This window comes from Halorubrum sp. Atlit-26R (assembly GCF_003666015.1).
In the GTDB taxonomy this organism is placed as follows: domain Archaea; phylum Halobacteriota; class Halobacteria; order Halobacteriales; family Haloferacaceae; genus Halorubrum.
Genome location: NZ_QPLT01000018.1, coordinates 35,546 through 50,585 on the forward strand (window position 1 = coordinate 35,546; position 15,040 = coordinate 50,585).

At 54.0% G+C, this 15,040-nt stretch carries 14 protein-coding genes; 8 read left to right on the top strand and 6 right to left on the bottom strand.

Annotated elements, in window-relative coordinates; translation table 11 throughout:
• Positions 1-779: 779 nt before the first annotated feature.
• A complete protein-coding gene (locus DVK07_RS16315) occupies positions 780-1,184 on the top strand; it encodes an SHOCT domain-containing protein (RefSeq protein WP_121598016.1) in 405 nt (134 codons plus the stop codon).
• Positions 1,185-1,244: 60 nt separating this feature from the next.
• Here DVK07_RS16315 and DVK07_RS16320 read toward each other — a convergent pair whose 3' ends face one another.
• Complete coding sequence (locus DVK07_RS16320) at positions 1,245-2,819, bottom strand: DUF6498-containing protein (protein ID WP_233565472.1); 1,575 nt, start codon at positions 2,817-2,819, stop codon at positions 1,245-1,247.
• A 270-nt stretch (positions 2,820-3,089) separates the two neighbouring features.
• Positions 3,090-3,764: a hypothetical protein gene (locus tag DVK07_RS16325; RefSeq protein ID WP_147441190.1), complete on the bottom strand. Its 675-nt coding sequence runs from the start codon at positions 3,762-3,764 to the stop codon at positions 3,090-3,092.
• Positions 3,765-3,962: 198 nt separating this feature from the next.
• On the opposite strand from DVK07_RS16325, the gene DVK07_RS16330 reads away from it, so the two are divergent.
• Positions 3,963-4,223, top strand: a complete 261-nt coding sequence (locus DVK07_RS16330; protein ID WP_121598019.1) for a MarR family transcriptional regulator — start codon at positions 3,963-3,965, stop codon at positions 4,221-4,223.
• 182 nt (positions 4,224-4,405) lie between these two features.
• Here the strand turns inward: DVK07_RS16330 and DVK07_RS16335 are convergent, their stop codons facing one another.
• Positions 4,406-4,729 (bottom strand): hypothetical protein, encoded by a 324-nt coding sequence (locus DVK07_RS16335; RefSeq protein WP_121598020.1) that lies wholly within the window; start codon positions 4,727-4,729, stop codon positions 4,406-4,408.
• A gap of 437 nt (positions 4,730-5,166) precedes the next feature.
• Here DVK07_RS16335 and DVK07_RS16340 point away from each other — a divergent pair, with 437 nt between their 5' ends.
• The 3 genes from DVK07_RS16340 (at position 5,167) to DVK07_RS16350 (ending at position 7,467) form a co-directional block, all read left to right on the top strand.
• Positions 5,167-6,297, top strand: coding sequence for a PQQ-binding-like beta-propeller repeat protein (locus tag DVK07_RS16340; RefSeq protein WP_233565473.1), 1,131 nt, complete (start codon positions 5,167-5,169; stop codon positions 6,295-6,297).
• Positions 6,298-6,599: 302 nt separating this feature from the next.
• Complete coding sequence (locus DVK07_RS16345; protein WP_121598022.1) at positions 6,600-6,995, top strand: hypothetical protein; 396 nt, start codon at positions 6,600-6,602, stop codon at positions 6,993-6,995.
• Between the two features lie 46 nt (positions 6,996-7,041).
• Positions 7,042-7,467: a winged helix-turn-helix domain-containing protein gene (locus DVK07_RS16350; protein WP_233565474.1), complete on the top strand. Its 426-nt coding sequence runs from the start codon at positions 7,042-7,044 to the stop codon at positions 7,465-7,467.
• A 524-nt stretch (positions 7,468-7,991) separates the two neighbouring features.
• On the opposite strand, the gene DVK07_RS23710 is transcribed toward DVK07_RS16350, so the two are convergent.
• Together DVK07_RS23710 and DVK07_RS23715 are read right to left on the bottom strand one after the other, a co-directional pair.
• The gene (locus DVK07_RS23710) at positions 7,992-8,327 is read right to left on the bottom strand and encodes a hypothetical protein (protein WP_233565475.1); all 336 of its coding nucleotides are present in this window, start codon (positions 8,325-8,327) and stop codon (positions 7,992-7,994) included.
• Positions 8,328-8,377: 50 nt separating this feature from the next.
• Positions 8,378-8,887, bottom strand: coding sequence for a recombinase family protein (locus tag DVK07_RS23715; RefSeq protein ID WP_233565476.1), 510 nt, complete (start codon positions 8,885-8,887; stop codon positions 8,378-8,380).
• A gap of 429 nt (positions 8,888-9,316) precedes the next feature.
• Between DVK07_RS23715 and DVK07_RS16365 the strand changes: the two genes are divergently transcribed.
• Together DVK07_RS16365 and DVK07_RS16370 are read left to right on the top strand one after the other, a co-directional pair.
• A complete protein-coding gene (locus DVK07_RS16365) occupies positions 9,317-9,616 on the top strand; it encodes a hypothetical protein (RefSeq protein ID WP_121598025.1) in 300 nt (99 codons plus the stop codon).
• 454 nt (positions 9,617-10,070) lie between these two features.
• Positions 10,071-10,652 carry a TATA-box-binding protein gene (locus tag DVK07_RS16370; protein WP_233565477.1) on the top strand — a complete coding sequence of 194 codons (582 nt, stop codon included), beginning with the start codon at positions 10,071-10,073 and terminating at the stop codon, positions 10,650-10,652.
• Between the two features lie 131 nt (positions 10,653-10,783).
• Here the strand turns inward: DVK07_RS16370 and DVK07_RS16375 are convergent, their stop codons facing one another.
• On the bottom strand, positions 10,784-13,957 hold the full coding sequence (locus DVK07_RS16375) for a type ISP restriction/modification enzyme (protein WP_233565478.1): 3,174 nt from the start codon (positions 13,955-13,957) through the stop codon (positions 10,784-10,786).
• Between the two features lie 168 nt (positions 13,958-14,125).
• Between DVK07_RS16375 and DVK07_RS22320 the strand changes: the two genes are divergently transcribed.
• A complete protein-coding gene (locus tag DVK07_RS22320) occupies positions 14,126-14,575 on the top strand; it encodes a hypothetical protein (RefSeq protein WP_147441191.1) in 450 nt (149 codons plus the stop codon).
• Positions 14,576-15,040: the final 465 nt, after the last annotated feature.

A 15,040-nucleotide genomic window follows, 5' to 3' on the forward strand; every position in this document is an offset into this window, starting at 1 on the left:
CGCGACCGATAGACCCACCCTCTGTACTGAACGATTCTTGGGTCGCCTGTACTGACCACTGTCCGCGGCACGGCATCGCCACTGTTTTTACACGCGCGTTGGATATTTGACTGATTCCCTCCAACAAAGCGACAGCCGCCGCCCCGATAGCAACCGGCGTCCTTCTCGCCGGGACGGCTACACGAGAAGTCGCACAGCACGGACTGGAACTCTGGACGACGCTGGCGCTCGCCGGTGGCCTCTCCGCGGTTGCTGTCGGCCTCGGTGTTCTGACCGGTCGTGGGTTTGACTCCGACGACCGCGACGGACACCACGGCCGGACAACAGTCGCGCTCATCGGCCTCGCACTGACGAGTCTCGCCGTCGGGGCGGGGATCGCGCTGGCGTAGGCGACGCCAACCGACCCGCGTTACGTCCGATACGCGCTCAACGTCTGCTGTAGTCCGGGATACGCAGCGGCGCACGCCGCCGCAGTTTCTCGATAGGGAGCCTTCACCCTCTCACCAATGCCCGGGAGCTCGGTGACCGAGACGCGCACTGTATTCAGCAGCGCCCACGAGATCTCCTCAGTTTCTGTCAGTAGTGAGGTGCGAGATACAGAGAGTGTAGATAGCACGGAAACTCCGTTATTTTCTCCATCTAAATCCAGAACTAACCGATAGAGAGTGTATGCTGACTCGCTAGTATTCCGTCCCGCTAACCAAGCAGATGTACATCTGCTAGAGGGGTTCAGTCCCACTTCCGCGATTTTTAAGTTGTAAAATGGTCATAGAGGTATTGTGTACGAATTGGTCCACCGCTATGCCCCCCAGAGCCCCGCTGGTCGAACTGCGATTGCTATCATCGGCGGTTTGCTCGGCGTCCCCGCGTTTGTGCTCGGACTTATCGGACTGAGTGGAAACGTTGCGGCAGGCCTCTTGTTTCTCTTGGTCAGTACAGTAATACTCGGAATATCCGGACAATTAACACTAGGTGTCGTCCGTCAGGCGAATGCGGCTCCAGTATCCAGTCCACAGGACGACCAGCAGATAGACGACGCAAATGAGACACCGATTGAAACGCTTCGACGACGATACGCGGAGGGCGAAATTGACGACGAAGCATTTGAGCGACGTCTCGATCAACTCATCGAAACGGAAGAACCGGAACAGCGAAAGACCGAGAGTGAACGTGTGTTAGAGTAGGTATTTGTATTGACCGCAACGGAGGGAATATGTTCTTTGTGAGGGTTCTAACCGAACCAGTCACTCCGGCTCGGTGTACGCGCGCCGCCACAACAACCACGTCGGCCAGACGAGGAACGGCAACAGAACGATACCCTGCACAAGACCACTCGACGATCGCCACGACCCCACGAGCCACGCAACCGCACTGACACCGACAGCGCTCCCGACACCGACCGCGACCACGGCGATTCGCCGATCCATCGGCGGCAGACCGGTGGATCGAACCGGTAGATCGAACGTGGAGACGAGCGCCTCGCCGTCGGCGACTGGACCGACGGACCGCTCCGTCTCGTCGTCACCAAACCCGGTGGTCAGCTCGATAGTCCGCGTGCCGAACGCGCGGTCCGGGAGCCGGGTGTGGACCACGCTCGCATCGCGGAGGCGGTCGACGGAGGCCGCCCACTGCGGCTCGTCAAGCCACGTGTCGTACGCAATCAGCCGGTCCCCGTACCGCCGGTACTCGACCGGTGCATAGGTGAGCGCAAACCCCGCCGCGTTCACGGTGAGCGCGCCGAGGTAGATCGCAAACACGGCGACCCCGGACCCAACGACGACTGTGCCGGGAGCGTCGCCAACGAACAGCCCAAGCCCGGCGATCCACACGACAAAGAAGCCAGTCGCGTAGACCGGAGCGACACTGGTGAGCGTTTTGAGGACCGCGGTGACGACGGTGGTCCGACAATGAGCCGGAACTTGGGCATCGGGTTCGGCGTCGGGAACCCTGATCGGTTCCGGTTGGTCTGGGGAGTCGGCTGGACCGGCGAGCCAACTGGGGACCCGGCCGCTGCTGGAGGCATCATCGCCGTGAGTCGCCCGAAACGACGACCACTCGACGAGCAGCTTGACGACGACGAACGCAGCGAGCACGGCGACCCCGCCCCCCGCCGCGTTGAGGGGCGGGAGCGCGAACAGGGCGAACACGAGGAAGAACGCCCGCCTCATTGGGGTCTCAACGACCGCATACGGCGAGGTCTCTGCGTACCGTTGCCGGCCGACATAGTCCCGGGCGATATCGATCGTCTGGCCTGCGACCAGCGCGAGCGCTGACGCGAGCACCGCCGGACGAGAGAACAGGGCAGGCACGTTGAACGCCTGCGAGAACGCGACGCCGACGACTAGCGTGATCCACGCGGCCGCGCCGCAGACCGCCGCTGCGAACGGGATGTTCCGAAGGTGAATGGGGGGCAGCCACGTAACCGGACGGACCGCACCGCGCTTGCTCGCCAGCGGCGCTTCGGTGACGCTTATCACGCCCGACTCACGGTCTTCGGGCGGCGGTCGGGCCGCGAACAGTGCCTTTACGCCCGCTAGCGGGATCGAAAGCACAACTTCGACCGCGTACACCACGGCGAGCGTCGCAGGGTCCCAGCCGAGGCGGAGCACACCGACGAGCGGGATCAGGTTGACGATCAGGATAGGGAGGAACCCGGTGACTCCGGAAGAAGTCCCTCGACTGTGGTGAGCGATGGAGGGCATCCGTCGTCGTTTCCTGAAACGATCGGCCGTGTTCATAAGCACTGGTAAGGGCGGGTCGACCCACTCTGTGAAAGCATCGCTGCGTTCCGCCCGACAGACGAATTTCACGTCAATCATCGTGGCCGATGTCTCGCTGCTCGTCTACTGTACACGATCGATACAGCGCTCTGAGGGGAGGGTCTCTACCGTCTCGTAACAACCTCAAAGAACTCTCACTTGTAGTGTCGCTCTCTCTCTCTCACGCTGAAGTGGCTTTGTTGAGTGTCCATGCGTCCGAGACGCTTCCCGGGAGAATAAATATATATGAGACAATAAGATCGTTGTTCACACGAGATCGATGGCTGAGACGAACTGATTCGGCAACTACTGTTTAGCGCGGGAAGGGTGTCAATCAATCACAGTACTTCCCTCAGGTGGTGTACAATCAAAGACACCGTCCACAATCTCATTGTCAAATCCAATCTCCTCAAACTCTCGTCGCACAACGAAGGCTCTCTCCTGAAGCTGATACTCATATTTTTGTTTCAGTGGATATCCGTACTCTTGATCGACCCAGAGGCAATACGTGTCGATCCGAGACGAAAGCGCGTCAGCACTGTCAGTCGGTGTCGAAAAGAGAACGTAGCAGTCACGGCCTGTGACGGTTGCTGCTCCCTCAGTAGAGACATCGAACGCCTCACTCACAACTCTTTCAATCAACGATGACGTCATAACCGAGACGCCTTCGGCACTGTCGAAGTTGAATACCTTCGACGTGTTCTGTGCGTCATTGTAGTTGAGTGCCTTCGCACCGTTTTGGACAAAAAACGATCCCACGCCACCGAAATCCATCGTGTCGAAGGGATTGAGTGCGTCTAGTCCCGTCTCAATGTCGCCCCACTCGTCGACAGTAAGGACCTCCTCTCGGAATTTGTCGGGTGCCTCAAGCCATCTCTCGCTAGTTATTGCTTGTTGAGTCGTCTGACATTCTGTGACCGTGGTTACTCTCCCGTGGACAGTTGTCGGCAGCGACTTTTCGTCTACCACGTGGGCACAAATATCGGCTGTATCCGGGTCAGTCATAGAGGGCTTCTGGTCGTCATACTATCGCCTTCTGCTTAATGTATATTACTCACGAAACAAGCAGTGACTGCCATCGGATCAGGTGTGTTTCTCGTCTCTCAGCGAGATGTGAGTACTCCCCTCAACACCGGTGAATCTGAAGCTGCTGATCGTACAGAGTTGCGGGGTGAACTCGCCCGCTCACTCACCCGAGGCGGTATGTCGGGCGTCCAAGTCATCAGCTGGGAAACAGCCCAAGAGGTTCTAACGCCCAAGCGCCGCGAAGTCGTGGGGGTACTCGGGCGGATGTCACCCAATTCTGTCCGCGAACTCAGCCGTGAGCTAGATCGGGACAAAGCACAAGTGAGCCGAAATCTCGCCGCCCTCGTAGAGCACGGCATCATTCGGTACGAGGAAGATGGTCGGGTGAAGAAGCCCCGGCTCACGCAGGAGCATTTGGTCGTTGAACCCGTGGTCTGAGTGGCGTACCTGGGGGCTGCGAGGATTCGAGGCCGCCTGTCGTGGTTTTCTTTATGCCAGAGAGTGTCATAGAACTCTTTTCACACCCCGTTGACTGACCCGTGGATCGCTCAGTACAGATGTTTAATATACTGGTCATAGGCGGAGGGTGAGAAGCGTGCGGAGACGGTTCAAACGCTGAGTCAGGTCGTCTGTGGTGTCCAGGTGTTCAGTCGGTAGAGAAGACGTAGGACGGCAACAAGAATTACGGCTTGGAGAACCAGATCAAGATACGACGGTACTTCGGTCACGGAAGCCAACCCACCTAATGCGATAACGGCGATGCCGACACGCAACAGCGTGTTACCTGCCATGTCCCGGACAGCATCGTCGGGGATTGGCGATGTGGACTCGTTGTAGCCGGCCAATAACCACGTCCACCCGACGAACTTCACGAGTACACCAAGCACTACAACGACACCACCAGCGGCTAACCACTCGACGGCGAGGGGACCTAACTCAGTCATGTCTGACGATTAAAGATGTCGAACAAAAATATTATCGTGAGATTTCAGTCGATGAGATAGCCTCGCAGTCTTCAGCGACTGGCTATTTCAGGTGAGAGTGTATCTGAAGAATGGGATTTCAACAGAGCAGAAAGAACAACATCAGTTTGAGTTATCGGTGGATGAAAGTGTACCAGCCGGCGATATATGGGTACGTGTGATGGTGAATAAGGCTTCGTCCTCAATCCGTCTGTACTCAGTATCTCGATTGTCGGTAGAGCCAAAATCGAGGACGGTCGGAACATCCCACCGGAAGACCGAATATAGCGAAATTTCAGGCCACTAGGCGATCATCATCCCGAGAATCCATCATATCAGACATGAACCGAAGGACGTTCCTGTCGACAGCGGTTGTCGGCGCGAGTACACTCTCAGGGTGTCTGTCGAGGCTTCCATTAGTGGATCCGGATACACCTCTGCCGGAAACACCCACGGGAGCGTGGACACAGCACGGAGCCAACGGGGCAAATACATCCGCACCGAACGTCGCTGTCCCCTCCCACGGAAATCTGGCATGGACATCTGAGGCGTTCACACGCTGGCAGCCCGCAGTTTCCGACGGAACAGTATACACGACGAACTTTGATCCCAGTCATGAGGGGAGTGCGATCGCGTTCGACGCACAGGATGGGACCGAAAAGTGGCGAACAACCCTCGACGCTAGCGGGGAGAACGCGACTGTCGTCGTCGACGACCGATGTATCGTGGCGTACAATGCGGAACTCGTTGCGCTTGATCCGCAAACAGGAGAGCAGCTCTGGACGCAACCTACAAACGGGTTCGAACATCTCGTCGCAGACGAAGCCACCGGGACCGTGCTGGTTGCTTCCGAGACCGGTATCGAGGCGTTCAGGGCAGCCGATGGGACGAAATGCTGGGAAACCTACACGGCCACCAGACTCGCATGTGCGCCTGCCGTGAACGACAGGCGCGTGTTCGCCGTTGGAGACGTGGATGGATCACCATCTCTCGTTGCCTTCACACTGGAGGATGGGTCGGAACGGTGGCGGAGCAAACTCACGGCCACACCTGAGTCCGCCGCACCCGTTGTCACCCAGGAAGGTGTGTTCGTCTCTGATGACCGAACACTCGTCGTTCACGACAGGGATACCGGCGATCGGATCCGCGAACTTCGTTCGTTCGGTGAGGACGACGACGTCATCCCTCGGACAGTTGCCGTCGACGACGGTACCGTATTCGTTACGAGCTCGGTAGGTGCCGTCGCAATCGACGGTGAAACCGGAGCGGAGCGATGGCACCGCGGGACTCCGGTGTACAAACCAGGGCTCTGTATCGGAACGGATACAGTCGTGTTCCCGGTCGGAAGCCCCGAGTTCGCCCCCGGAAAGAAGACAATCAGCGTGTTCGATCGGGAATCAGGAGAGATGCGTTGGCACTACGCGTTCGATCCTAGCTTCCACCATCAGGTGACTTCACCACCAGTGTTGGTCGATGGAGCGGTGTTTTTCACTGCTACCCACATCGACGGTCTCGGGGCCCTTGGTGACGTGCCCGCGCGGAATAGCTAGTCTTTGTGCCGTCCACTCACTCTGCGAGTCGTTGTCTTTGACGTCTTAACAAGCCATAGAACGTCGTTGTGAACTGCCTCAGGGCCAAGTCCCGATTCACTCTGCCAATATCTGTAGAGATTTGAACAGCCGCATTCTCGTGATAGCACAACGATTGCGTATGGTGACGTAATCACGGTTCGTATACAATCTTCGGAGACTTTCCACACAGTAATCGACGAGGCGGTTCACCAGCGAATACCGATTCGCTGAGTCAGCGAAAGCGGGTAAATATCTTGTTATACCGTTCCCTGCGTGGATACATGTCCGATAATCAGTCGCTTGGGACACGTCTCAAGGAAGACTTGACAAGCAACTTGTCGGTCAGCATTGTTTCTGTGGTCCTCGCTGTTGTGGCATGGGTCGGATTCGCTCAAATAGGCGACCCTACCACGGAAGGAGTATTTCTTGCGCTCAATATCGGAGTGTTCATCCCCTACGCATACGAGCGTTACTGGCCTGTCGAATATTCAAGCAGCGCAGCGGCAGTGTGGACAATCTCAGCCTCGCTGATCGCGGCAGGCCTGTACATCGGCATATATCAACTCACTCTCGGTGTAGGTCCCGGCGAGTACACGGGTGGAATTGCGTTTGTTCTAACCGTGCTAATTCAGTATGGTAGCGCGGCATTGTTCATGCGTACCCGGCAGAGTAGGTAAGTGAAAGACGGCAACTAATGGATGATTTACATCCGGAGTGAACAGAATGAGCGCACACACGGTACGGAATCGACCGTCCCAACACAAAACAAACTGGACCACCAGAGCTAGGGAGAACATAGGCGTGACCGATCAAGCAGACGCAGATGAAATCCTCGCTCTCCTTGACGACCAGTACGCGCAAGTAATCCTCCAACAGACGCGGAATAATGCAATGTCAGCTAAAGAGATCAGCGAGACATGCGATATCTCGATCTCTACCGTCTACCGGCGGACGGAACGGCTAATCGAATGCGGACTTCTCGCTGAACGACGCGTCGCACAACCTGATGGAACTCACCATAGTCTGTACGAAGCACAGTTGAACGAACTTACTGTTCGTCTCACAGATGACGGATTCGAGATATTGGTCTCAAAGAAGACGACTGCCGATCTCGCTGACCGCTTTACTGATATGTGGGAGGGATTATGATATCCGGGATTTTGGTGGCCTATTCACAGCAGCCGTCCGACTATCTGCTGCTGTTATCTGTATCGCTTGTAGCTCTCGGATTAGCGCTCTTCATTGTCTTCCACGCTTATAGGGGATATCAGCGAAACAGCAGCATTCGGATGCTGTACCTAGCCTGTGGTCTCTGCCTCATTACTGTGGTCCCCATGACGCTCTCAATCGGAGTCAATTCAATTGGACAAATAATTGATTTATCTCCACGCATTCATACATTTTATCTCCCACTAGCGACACGAGTGAGTGAAATAACCGGGATTTGTACTCTGCTCTATTCATTACTTATCACGCCCAGCAAATCTAAGTGAGTACTTCATTCGCAGGCACATTCTAACAGTTGATTCATCAAGCTATAAATGAAATCAAGATATGGAGAATAGTTCTATGACACCCTCTTCTGTATAATAACCAACCGTACTGTCTGACATAGCTATTTGAAGTCACAGAACGCTTGGAATCTGAGGAATAGGCCCGTCGTAGCGGGAATCTCACTCCTCGAGGGCGTCCTCTAGGCGCGCGACGCGTTCCCGCAGCTCGGCGAGGCCGTCGGCCCGGTCCTCCCGGAGGTCCTCAACCGGACGAATATCCGCGAGCGCGGCGTCGACGCGATCGTCCTCGGCTTCCCCGGCGAGGTATAGGTCACGGCGGTCCTCGACGAGGCTGCGGAGCGTCGAGTCAGGGAGGCCGGTGTCTTCGGCGACATCGGCATATGCCTCGCCTCGGTCGACGCGAGCGACGGCCTCGCGGACGTGGAGGTACTCCGCGGGGTCGACAGGAGGTATCCGTCTTCGACGACGAACCCGGCCGGCGGCCGCCCCGTCCATTTCCCCGCGTCCTGGTCAGCGGCGATTCCGGAGCGGATCCGTCGTAGCTTTTACTTGTGTTCGATCTTCGCGAGGTCTCCGAGAAGGCCTGCGAGCATTTCTTTCACAGCCCGATCGACCTCGGAGCTGCCGACGTCGATCGAAAGGCCGACCTCCCGGTTGCGAACGGATGTGTCGTATTGAAGCGCGTGCTGTATAAAATCGTGAATCTCGCCGCCCCCGAGTCGGGAGAGGCGGCTTATCTCGTCGACGACGACAAGGTCGAGAGCTCTCTCCGAGATCGTCTTGCGGAGTGCGTGGTACTCTTCGGCGCGGTCCGTCGCCGCGCCCGAGACTACGTCGACGTACTCCTCGGTCTCGGCGTCAGGGTACTGGTCGGCGACCCACTCGCGGAGTTCGTCGAGCTGCCGGCTCGCATCTTGGTCGGCAGTCGAGACGCGGGCGTATATCGCGATGGTCTCAGGTCCGTCCTCGGCCATGTTCTCGTATTCGTAAGCACCTTTTATGCAAGAGGGGGTTACTGCGGTTTTGTGTATAGCACTACCTTTTGAGAAGATCACTTCTGTAAATACATTACTCTGAATTATAGTCTGTAAAATAACACATTATCTCTCGTAGATTGGGACGTTAGCAGAGGCTTCCCATACTTTCATACAAGTAACGGGTGTCCCAATATGTATGTCAGTCCAGCAGATTACTGCGAAGGATATCGCAGGCTGGGTTCCCTTCAAGATATCGCTGATTCCTTTGCGAAACGCGGTTTGAAACTGCGTCCAAACCTCGGGGAAAGCAACGAACTTGTCCTTCAACTCGTAGATGACGAGGTTGACACTGAGACAGTCATATCGTTGGAGACAGAGGGTAAACTTGCCAGCTGATGTCGAAATTCGGTTTGGTGCTTGGAGTCATGTACAATCCCATAAGCTGGCAGCTACCGGGAGAGCCAGAAAAATACTCTTAAACCATCTCGTCCCGAGATACCAAGTGCCATGATAGATAGACTTGAGAAGGAGTCAGAGATGCTGGAGAGGCATTTACAGGTACTTCGGATGGTCATCGGAAACGAACCAATAGGCATTGTTAAAATGTCAAACGAAACTGGTTATCCCCATCACAAGGTCCGCTATTCACTTCGGGTGCTGGAAGAGGAGAACCTAATTGAACCCTCTAGCCAAGGTGCTATAACGACTGAAAGAACGAGTGAATTTGTTGAAGAACTTGATGACAAGCTTGATGAAATTGTAACAAAGATTGACAGTATGCGAATTGAGGATTCGTATCAAGAATAAACTAGTTTATGCTTCGGTATTCGAAATTATCACGCTCCAATTAGTGTAATTTCGCTACAGTTGTGTCAATAATAGCCCTAAACTCCCTATGCTCTTCCTGTTCAAAATTATGTGGCCAGTCCACATATTTTGAGCTCTTCACCGAAGTCACCCGGCAAGTTTGAAATTCATGTCACAGCCTGCTAACGCGATCCTCTGTAGGTACCAGTCGAGCCGTGTCGCAGAAGACAGGTGATCTATTAACAACCATGTTAATCGGCCTGAAAGTGGATATATGTGCTTAGAATGCCAAGCAGGTATCTGTGTGCCGAAAACACTACGTATCGAGGAGAAGACATTGTCATCTGGGGATGCAGAAGTTCGAAGAAGATACGAATTTGACGCTTGCTACTGACGCCTCACAGAAGGGTTTCAACCTTCGATTCGCCCAGATATTGGCAAATTGCGATTTGGCATGGAATCCGATCCGGATCAGCGTAGGTGCTCAATGGTAACTATTGTGAATGCTGTTGGATCGGGTGATCTAGGCACAGAACTTGACCTTCAAAATCTTGGTACTGATCTAAGCGTTCCCTCGACCGAGTACGATCCCTCAAACTATCACGGACTCTACGTTCGGCTTGTAGAGGATGGGCCTCTAATTACGGTGTACCAAAGTGGCAAATACATTATTAGTGGCTGTTCCAGTCTCCAAGAATTGGAAACTACGAACGAGGAGTTCATCAGCAAGATAGCTGAGCTTGGAATTTGCGATCGATCTATCGATACAGGCTTCACGCTACAGAATGTCGTGTGTACAGAAGAACTCTCATCGGCAGTAGATCTGAGCACATTAGCTGTCGGCCTGGGACTGGAAACAGTTGAGTACGAACCAGAGCAGTTTCCAGGGCTTGTATACCGTCCGCCCGAGACCGGGGCAGTCATCCTCGTATTTACAAACGGCAAAGTCGTGATCACCGGTGCATCTGATGTTACAGTCGCAGAGGACGCGTTCACCGAGTTACGGACCCGCCTTCAGTCTTTGATTGAAGATTAACGAACGGGAGTGCGGTAGCAGACCACGCGATCACAAAGCGCGAAAGCACCTTTTGTAACACACGACAGTCTCAATGACATCCAAACCGAAATTCAAGAACTCCGAGACGAAATCAGGGCGGACGAACGGCACTATATGTCAAGTGTCTGCTGACCTTCCAACTCGAACGTCAAGTAGTGCGACTCAATCCCTTCCCACGACTTATCGAGTTCATCCTGAATAGCTACGGTTTCTATCAATGCCCGAATAATGCGGCAGAACTTCCGAATATCACTACTCGACAGAGTCTCTCCGATGCGGTTCTGAATCCATTTTTTCACAACCGGTCTATCGCCGATCTCATACTCCCACACATCTTGTGGAACCGACGCAAAGTACTGGTCAGAATTAATGTACAGCCGTTCTTTTTCCTCATCATAGTGCCGATAATACTCCCCTGTGCTCTCCGAGACCTCGTTTTCCCCGCCACCATCTTCCTCGCTGTGTAACTGTACCCCTGGGGATCCCAAGTCGGGGTGGTCGAGTATGTGAAGCTGCGCTAACTCTTTGCCTTGCGAAGCGAACTTCCGGAAGAGAGAGCCGTCTTCTGGGAACGGAATTTTCGGAAAGTCCGTCTCCATGAACTCTGAGTATTTCAGCCGGTACGTACGCGTGTACAACACGGCGTACGTGTAGTTGAACACGTCCTCGGGGGTCACATCGTCGCCGTAGGTCTCGGAGAGCTGTGAGACGATACTGGGATTAATATTCGTCTGCCGTGCGGTGTCTCTGATCTTTGAGTGTGTTTCATCTGGGACGTTCGGATACAGATATAGTGGGAACTGGTAATTCACCTCTTTCGTGGACACCCCGTGGTGCGTCATCAACCCGTCTGTCACGAACGCATGGTCGAACGGCGTGCGTTCCGTCCGCCGCGGCACGGATAGGCTAATATTCTCTCCCGCAAGCATATGCTTTGATAAGCGGCCAGCACGCCGATGGACAGCGACGTGCTCGTCGTAGACAGTATATTCTTTGTCGAACGGCGATGTCTGAACTTGGACGATTTTATCGTCCCAGTTCGCAGTCTCCAGATGCTCTTTCGCGTCGCTGTAGATCCACTGTTCTTGGCTACACAGATTGAAGTATTCTCGCGCTTCGTTTTCCGTGTCCGTTTCGAGTAGCTGTCTGACTTTCTGCTTCTGGCGTTCAGGGGTGAGTGAGATAGCGAACTGGTTGTGTGTGGTTACGATGCCGGGTGTGGGGTCACCGTATTCCGAGAAGATTTGGGGCACCTTCACCCACTCGTGGTACGAATCGGCGAGTTCCTGGTCACGGGGAACAAATAGGTAGTGCGGATCTCGGGGAGTTACTTCCTTCCAGTCTATATCGTTCATATCGCTGCCGCTCAACGTCTCGTACTTTTTTTCTCGCGTCCCCCACAGGTCGCTATGGTAGACGTCTGCGTACTCCTCATCGTCTGTATTGTCGGTTTTCACGAAGATACTGATGGCGACACCCTGCTGGATGTCGAACACGTTCTCATCAGTTCCACCTTCCGGGGGTTGCTCCAGTCGGTTTGAGTTCCCGTGTAAGTCAAGCACGTAGATCTCGTCGAACTCCAACAACAGCTGCTCGCGCATCCCCATAAACGTTGGATTGTCAATATATGCGTGGTTAGTGATGTACCCGAGCGTACCTTCAGCAGCGTCAGAGAGCTTCCATTGGGCCCATCGAATGAATTTCACGTAGTCGTCGTGTAGCCACTTTGCCTGCCCACGCTTCTGTAATTCTGGATATCCCTCTTTGTAGTCGTTAACGAGAGATTCTATCCACTCACCTTGGTTTTCTGAGTGTCCCGAGTACGGTGGGTTCCCTAATATAGCGAGAACCGGAGTGTCTTCTTTTACCTCGTGCGCCATTTCTGCTTCCTCCGCGAGCGACGACGCGAACGGGAGGTGCGTCTGGTCTGCTTCCTCTGGTTCCAACGTGTTAGTCAGGTACAGCTGAACGCGGTCATCATCTTCAAGTTCGTATCCCTGTTCTTCGAACAGAATCGCCATTTTCAGATGCCCGATAGTGTACGCTGCAACGAGTAATTCGAACGAATAGAAGTCATCCAGAACATGATCCGATAGCAGCGCAGATACTCCACCGCGTCCGTATTTCTCCGCGTACTCCTCGACTGCTAGGCGCGTCGCTGCCGCCGTGAAGGTCATCGTCCCTGCCGCAGGGTCGAGAATAGTGACATCTTCGTCTGCGAGACCGTCATCGCGGTCATGGTCAGTCTTCAGCACAGAGTTCACCGACTGCGTAATCCACTCCACTACCGGTTCTGGGGTGTAGTACACACCTTTCTGCTGGCGTGTTTCTGGATCGTACTCTTCAAGGAAGGTTTCGTAGAAGTGAACAAGCGGTGTGGATTCAGCTCTGTCTGCGTAGAACTCGCTTAGGATATCGTCTACGTTCGCGCCAGATAGGACATCTGAGACGTCATCGACGATCCACTCGATCTCTGCCGGTGGTTCAGATGTGGAAATGAAGTCGAAAATGTCCTTCAGGATCCCGATAGTAGAGGGGATAGTGTCGGCAGCATCGGTACGGCTGAACTCGCCCGACACACGTGTTCGAGCGGTGAGCATTCCGTACGTGATCGTCTGGCTGTAGATGTCTGCGAACTCTCGCCGATCGATATCGGGCATCAGGTAGTCTTGGAACGCTTCGTAGAACCCCAGGATGTGCCCCTCCTGTCCGGCCATCTCTCGCCCGAGTTCTTGAATCACCACCTCTCGCATGAATGAGGTTCGTTTTGCAAGCTCTGTTGCCAACTCCCTCGCGGACTCGATTTCTGGTCGAGAGAACGAAAAGAACTGCTCAAACAGGGTTTCGAGATCATCAGTGTTGACAGCGTTGGGAGCGTCCCCAAATCTAGGGATTTCCGCTGGGTCTGCGATCTCTGCCTCAGCGACTTGTTCGCCGTTACGATAGAGTCGGAACTCAACAAAATTCGTCAAAATAACATTCTCAAACGTATTCCGATATCTGGTAAGTTGTTCTCTCTCCTCAATAGTATCGAGTGGTTGTCCGCTCGGTAGTTTTGCCTCAATGTACCCCGTGACTTCGTTTGTGCCACTCCACACCCTGAAGTCTGGGTTTCCGCCATCTGTTGGAGAGGGGAGAGTGGTGACTTGAACATCGTCGTGCCCATTTTCATCGGCGTGTTCTTCCAGTAAATTGCTGAGATCGCTGTAGTAACTTTCTTCGCGCGTGTCGCCAGTGCTCGCAGTATCGGTGAGTGAATCGAGGTACTGCTGAATGTCGGTCATTATCATATTTCACTGAGAGTAATGTAAAAAAGTTTTTGACGAATTGTACGAGATCGTACGCGAACTCGCGGTGTTATTCAGCAACCTCCAGACCGCTACTCGCAACGGCAACAGTAATGACGCAGCGATTGCGTAGGTTAATGAACGACTTAGACATGGATTCCAAGAATGACTGGTAATTGGAGCCCTTCACCGGACGCAAACGCGATCCAAGGGACAATCTCAAGAAGTGAAATCGATGGTACTGATGACACCCAAGGCGCCCTGTTTCCAACAAAACCAGAGGGAATTAGTTTCTTACAAGAAAACAACGCGTGGGGCTTCGTGAGAGTTAGCCGTGAGCCAGAATTCGTTGCGATATATGTGTCCGGTTCGGCTGGGAAAGTACAGTACTTTGCCCGTGTGAAGGAGATAGTTCGCGCAGAAGATGCAGAGTTAGCACGCCCGGTCAAGGAGTATCTACAGTTCGACCGGTCAAAAAGTGTTCTCGTGTTTGAACCGGGGAGCCTATATAAACTAGAGGATCCGATTCCGTATCGTGTGAAGACGCCGATTTCACTACGATACACATCATTAGGGCGGTTAAGATCAGCAACTGGGACTGACGAGCTTTTTTAGTGGTAGTACGTCTAGAATCCGAGATAGAACGACGCCGGCACCTCGCGTTCAGTGGTCGAATCGACGAACTCGTTTTGATGCGCCGGCATATCTGGGCATTCACTCAGTATCGTAGTTGGCCTGCGTCTGCTAATACCTGCTGGCCTCCTCATAGTTGACGCTGTGTGGATTCTATTGGACGGTTTCAAGCCTCTGAAATAGTGAATACTTGACCATATCTCAAATACATTAGATGGACTCTGATACAGTTGAGACAGAGCGAGCAGCCTCAGGCCAGTTACCTGATCCCATCACAGAGAGGCTATGCATCAGGCCGTGCTGTATGTATCCTCTGAATCTCGAATGCTGATCCTATCAGCTCCCAAGGATTTCAACAGAGCCAAATACATTTATGAGATCTCTGAATGTCGGGTGAGAGGCTCCGATACCCTTCTAAATTCGGATTAAGGAGATAGATTTGACTTA

Bases quoted from the DNA above. Each gene is read 5' to 3' on its own strand.
- DVK07_RS16320 (WP_233565472.1), bottom strand. From the start codon at position 2,819: ATGATTGACGTGAAATTCGTCTGTCGGGCGGAACGCAGCGATGCTTTC.
- DVK07_RS16325 (WP_147441190.1), bottom strand. From the start codon at position 3,764: ATGACTGACCCGGATACAGCCGATATTTGTGCCCACGTGGTAGACGAA.
- DVK07_RS16330 (WP_121598019.1), top strand. From the start codon at position 3,963: ATGTCGGGCGTCCAAGTCATCAGCTGGGAAACAGCCCAAGAGGTTCTA.
- DVK07_RS16335 (WP_121598020.1), bottom strand. From the start codon at position 4,729: ATGACTGAGTTAGGTCCCCTCGCCGTCGAGTGGTTAGCCGCTGGTGGT.
- DVK07_RS16345 (WP_121598022.1), top strand. From the start codon at position 6,600: ATGTCCGATAATCAGTCGCTTGGGACACGTCTCAAGGAAGACTTGACA.
- DVK07_RS16350 (WP_233565474.1), top strand. From the start codon at position 7,042: ATGAGCGCACACACGGTACGGAATCGACCGTCCCAACACAAAACAAAC.
- DVK07_RS23710 (WP_233565475.1), bottom strand. From the start codon at position 8,327: ATGGACGGGGCGGCCGCCGGCCGGGTTCGTCGTCGAAGACGGATACCT.
- DVK07_RS16365 (WP_121598025.1), top strand. From the start codon at position 9,317: ATGATAGATAGACTTGAGAAGGAGTCAGAGATGCTGGAGAGGCATTTA.
- DVK07_RS16370 (WP_233565477.1), top strand. From the start codon at position 10,071: ATGGAATCCGATCCGGATCAGCGTAGGTGCTCAATGGTAACTATTGTG.
- DVK07_RS16375 (WP_233565478.1), bottom strand. From the start codon at position 13,957: ATGACCGACATTCAGCAGTACCTCGATTCACTCACCGATACTGCGAGC.
- DVK07_RS22320 (WP_147441191.1), top strand. From the start codon at position 14,126: ATGACTGGTAATTGGAGCCCTTCACCGGACGCAAACGCGATCCAAGGG.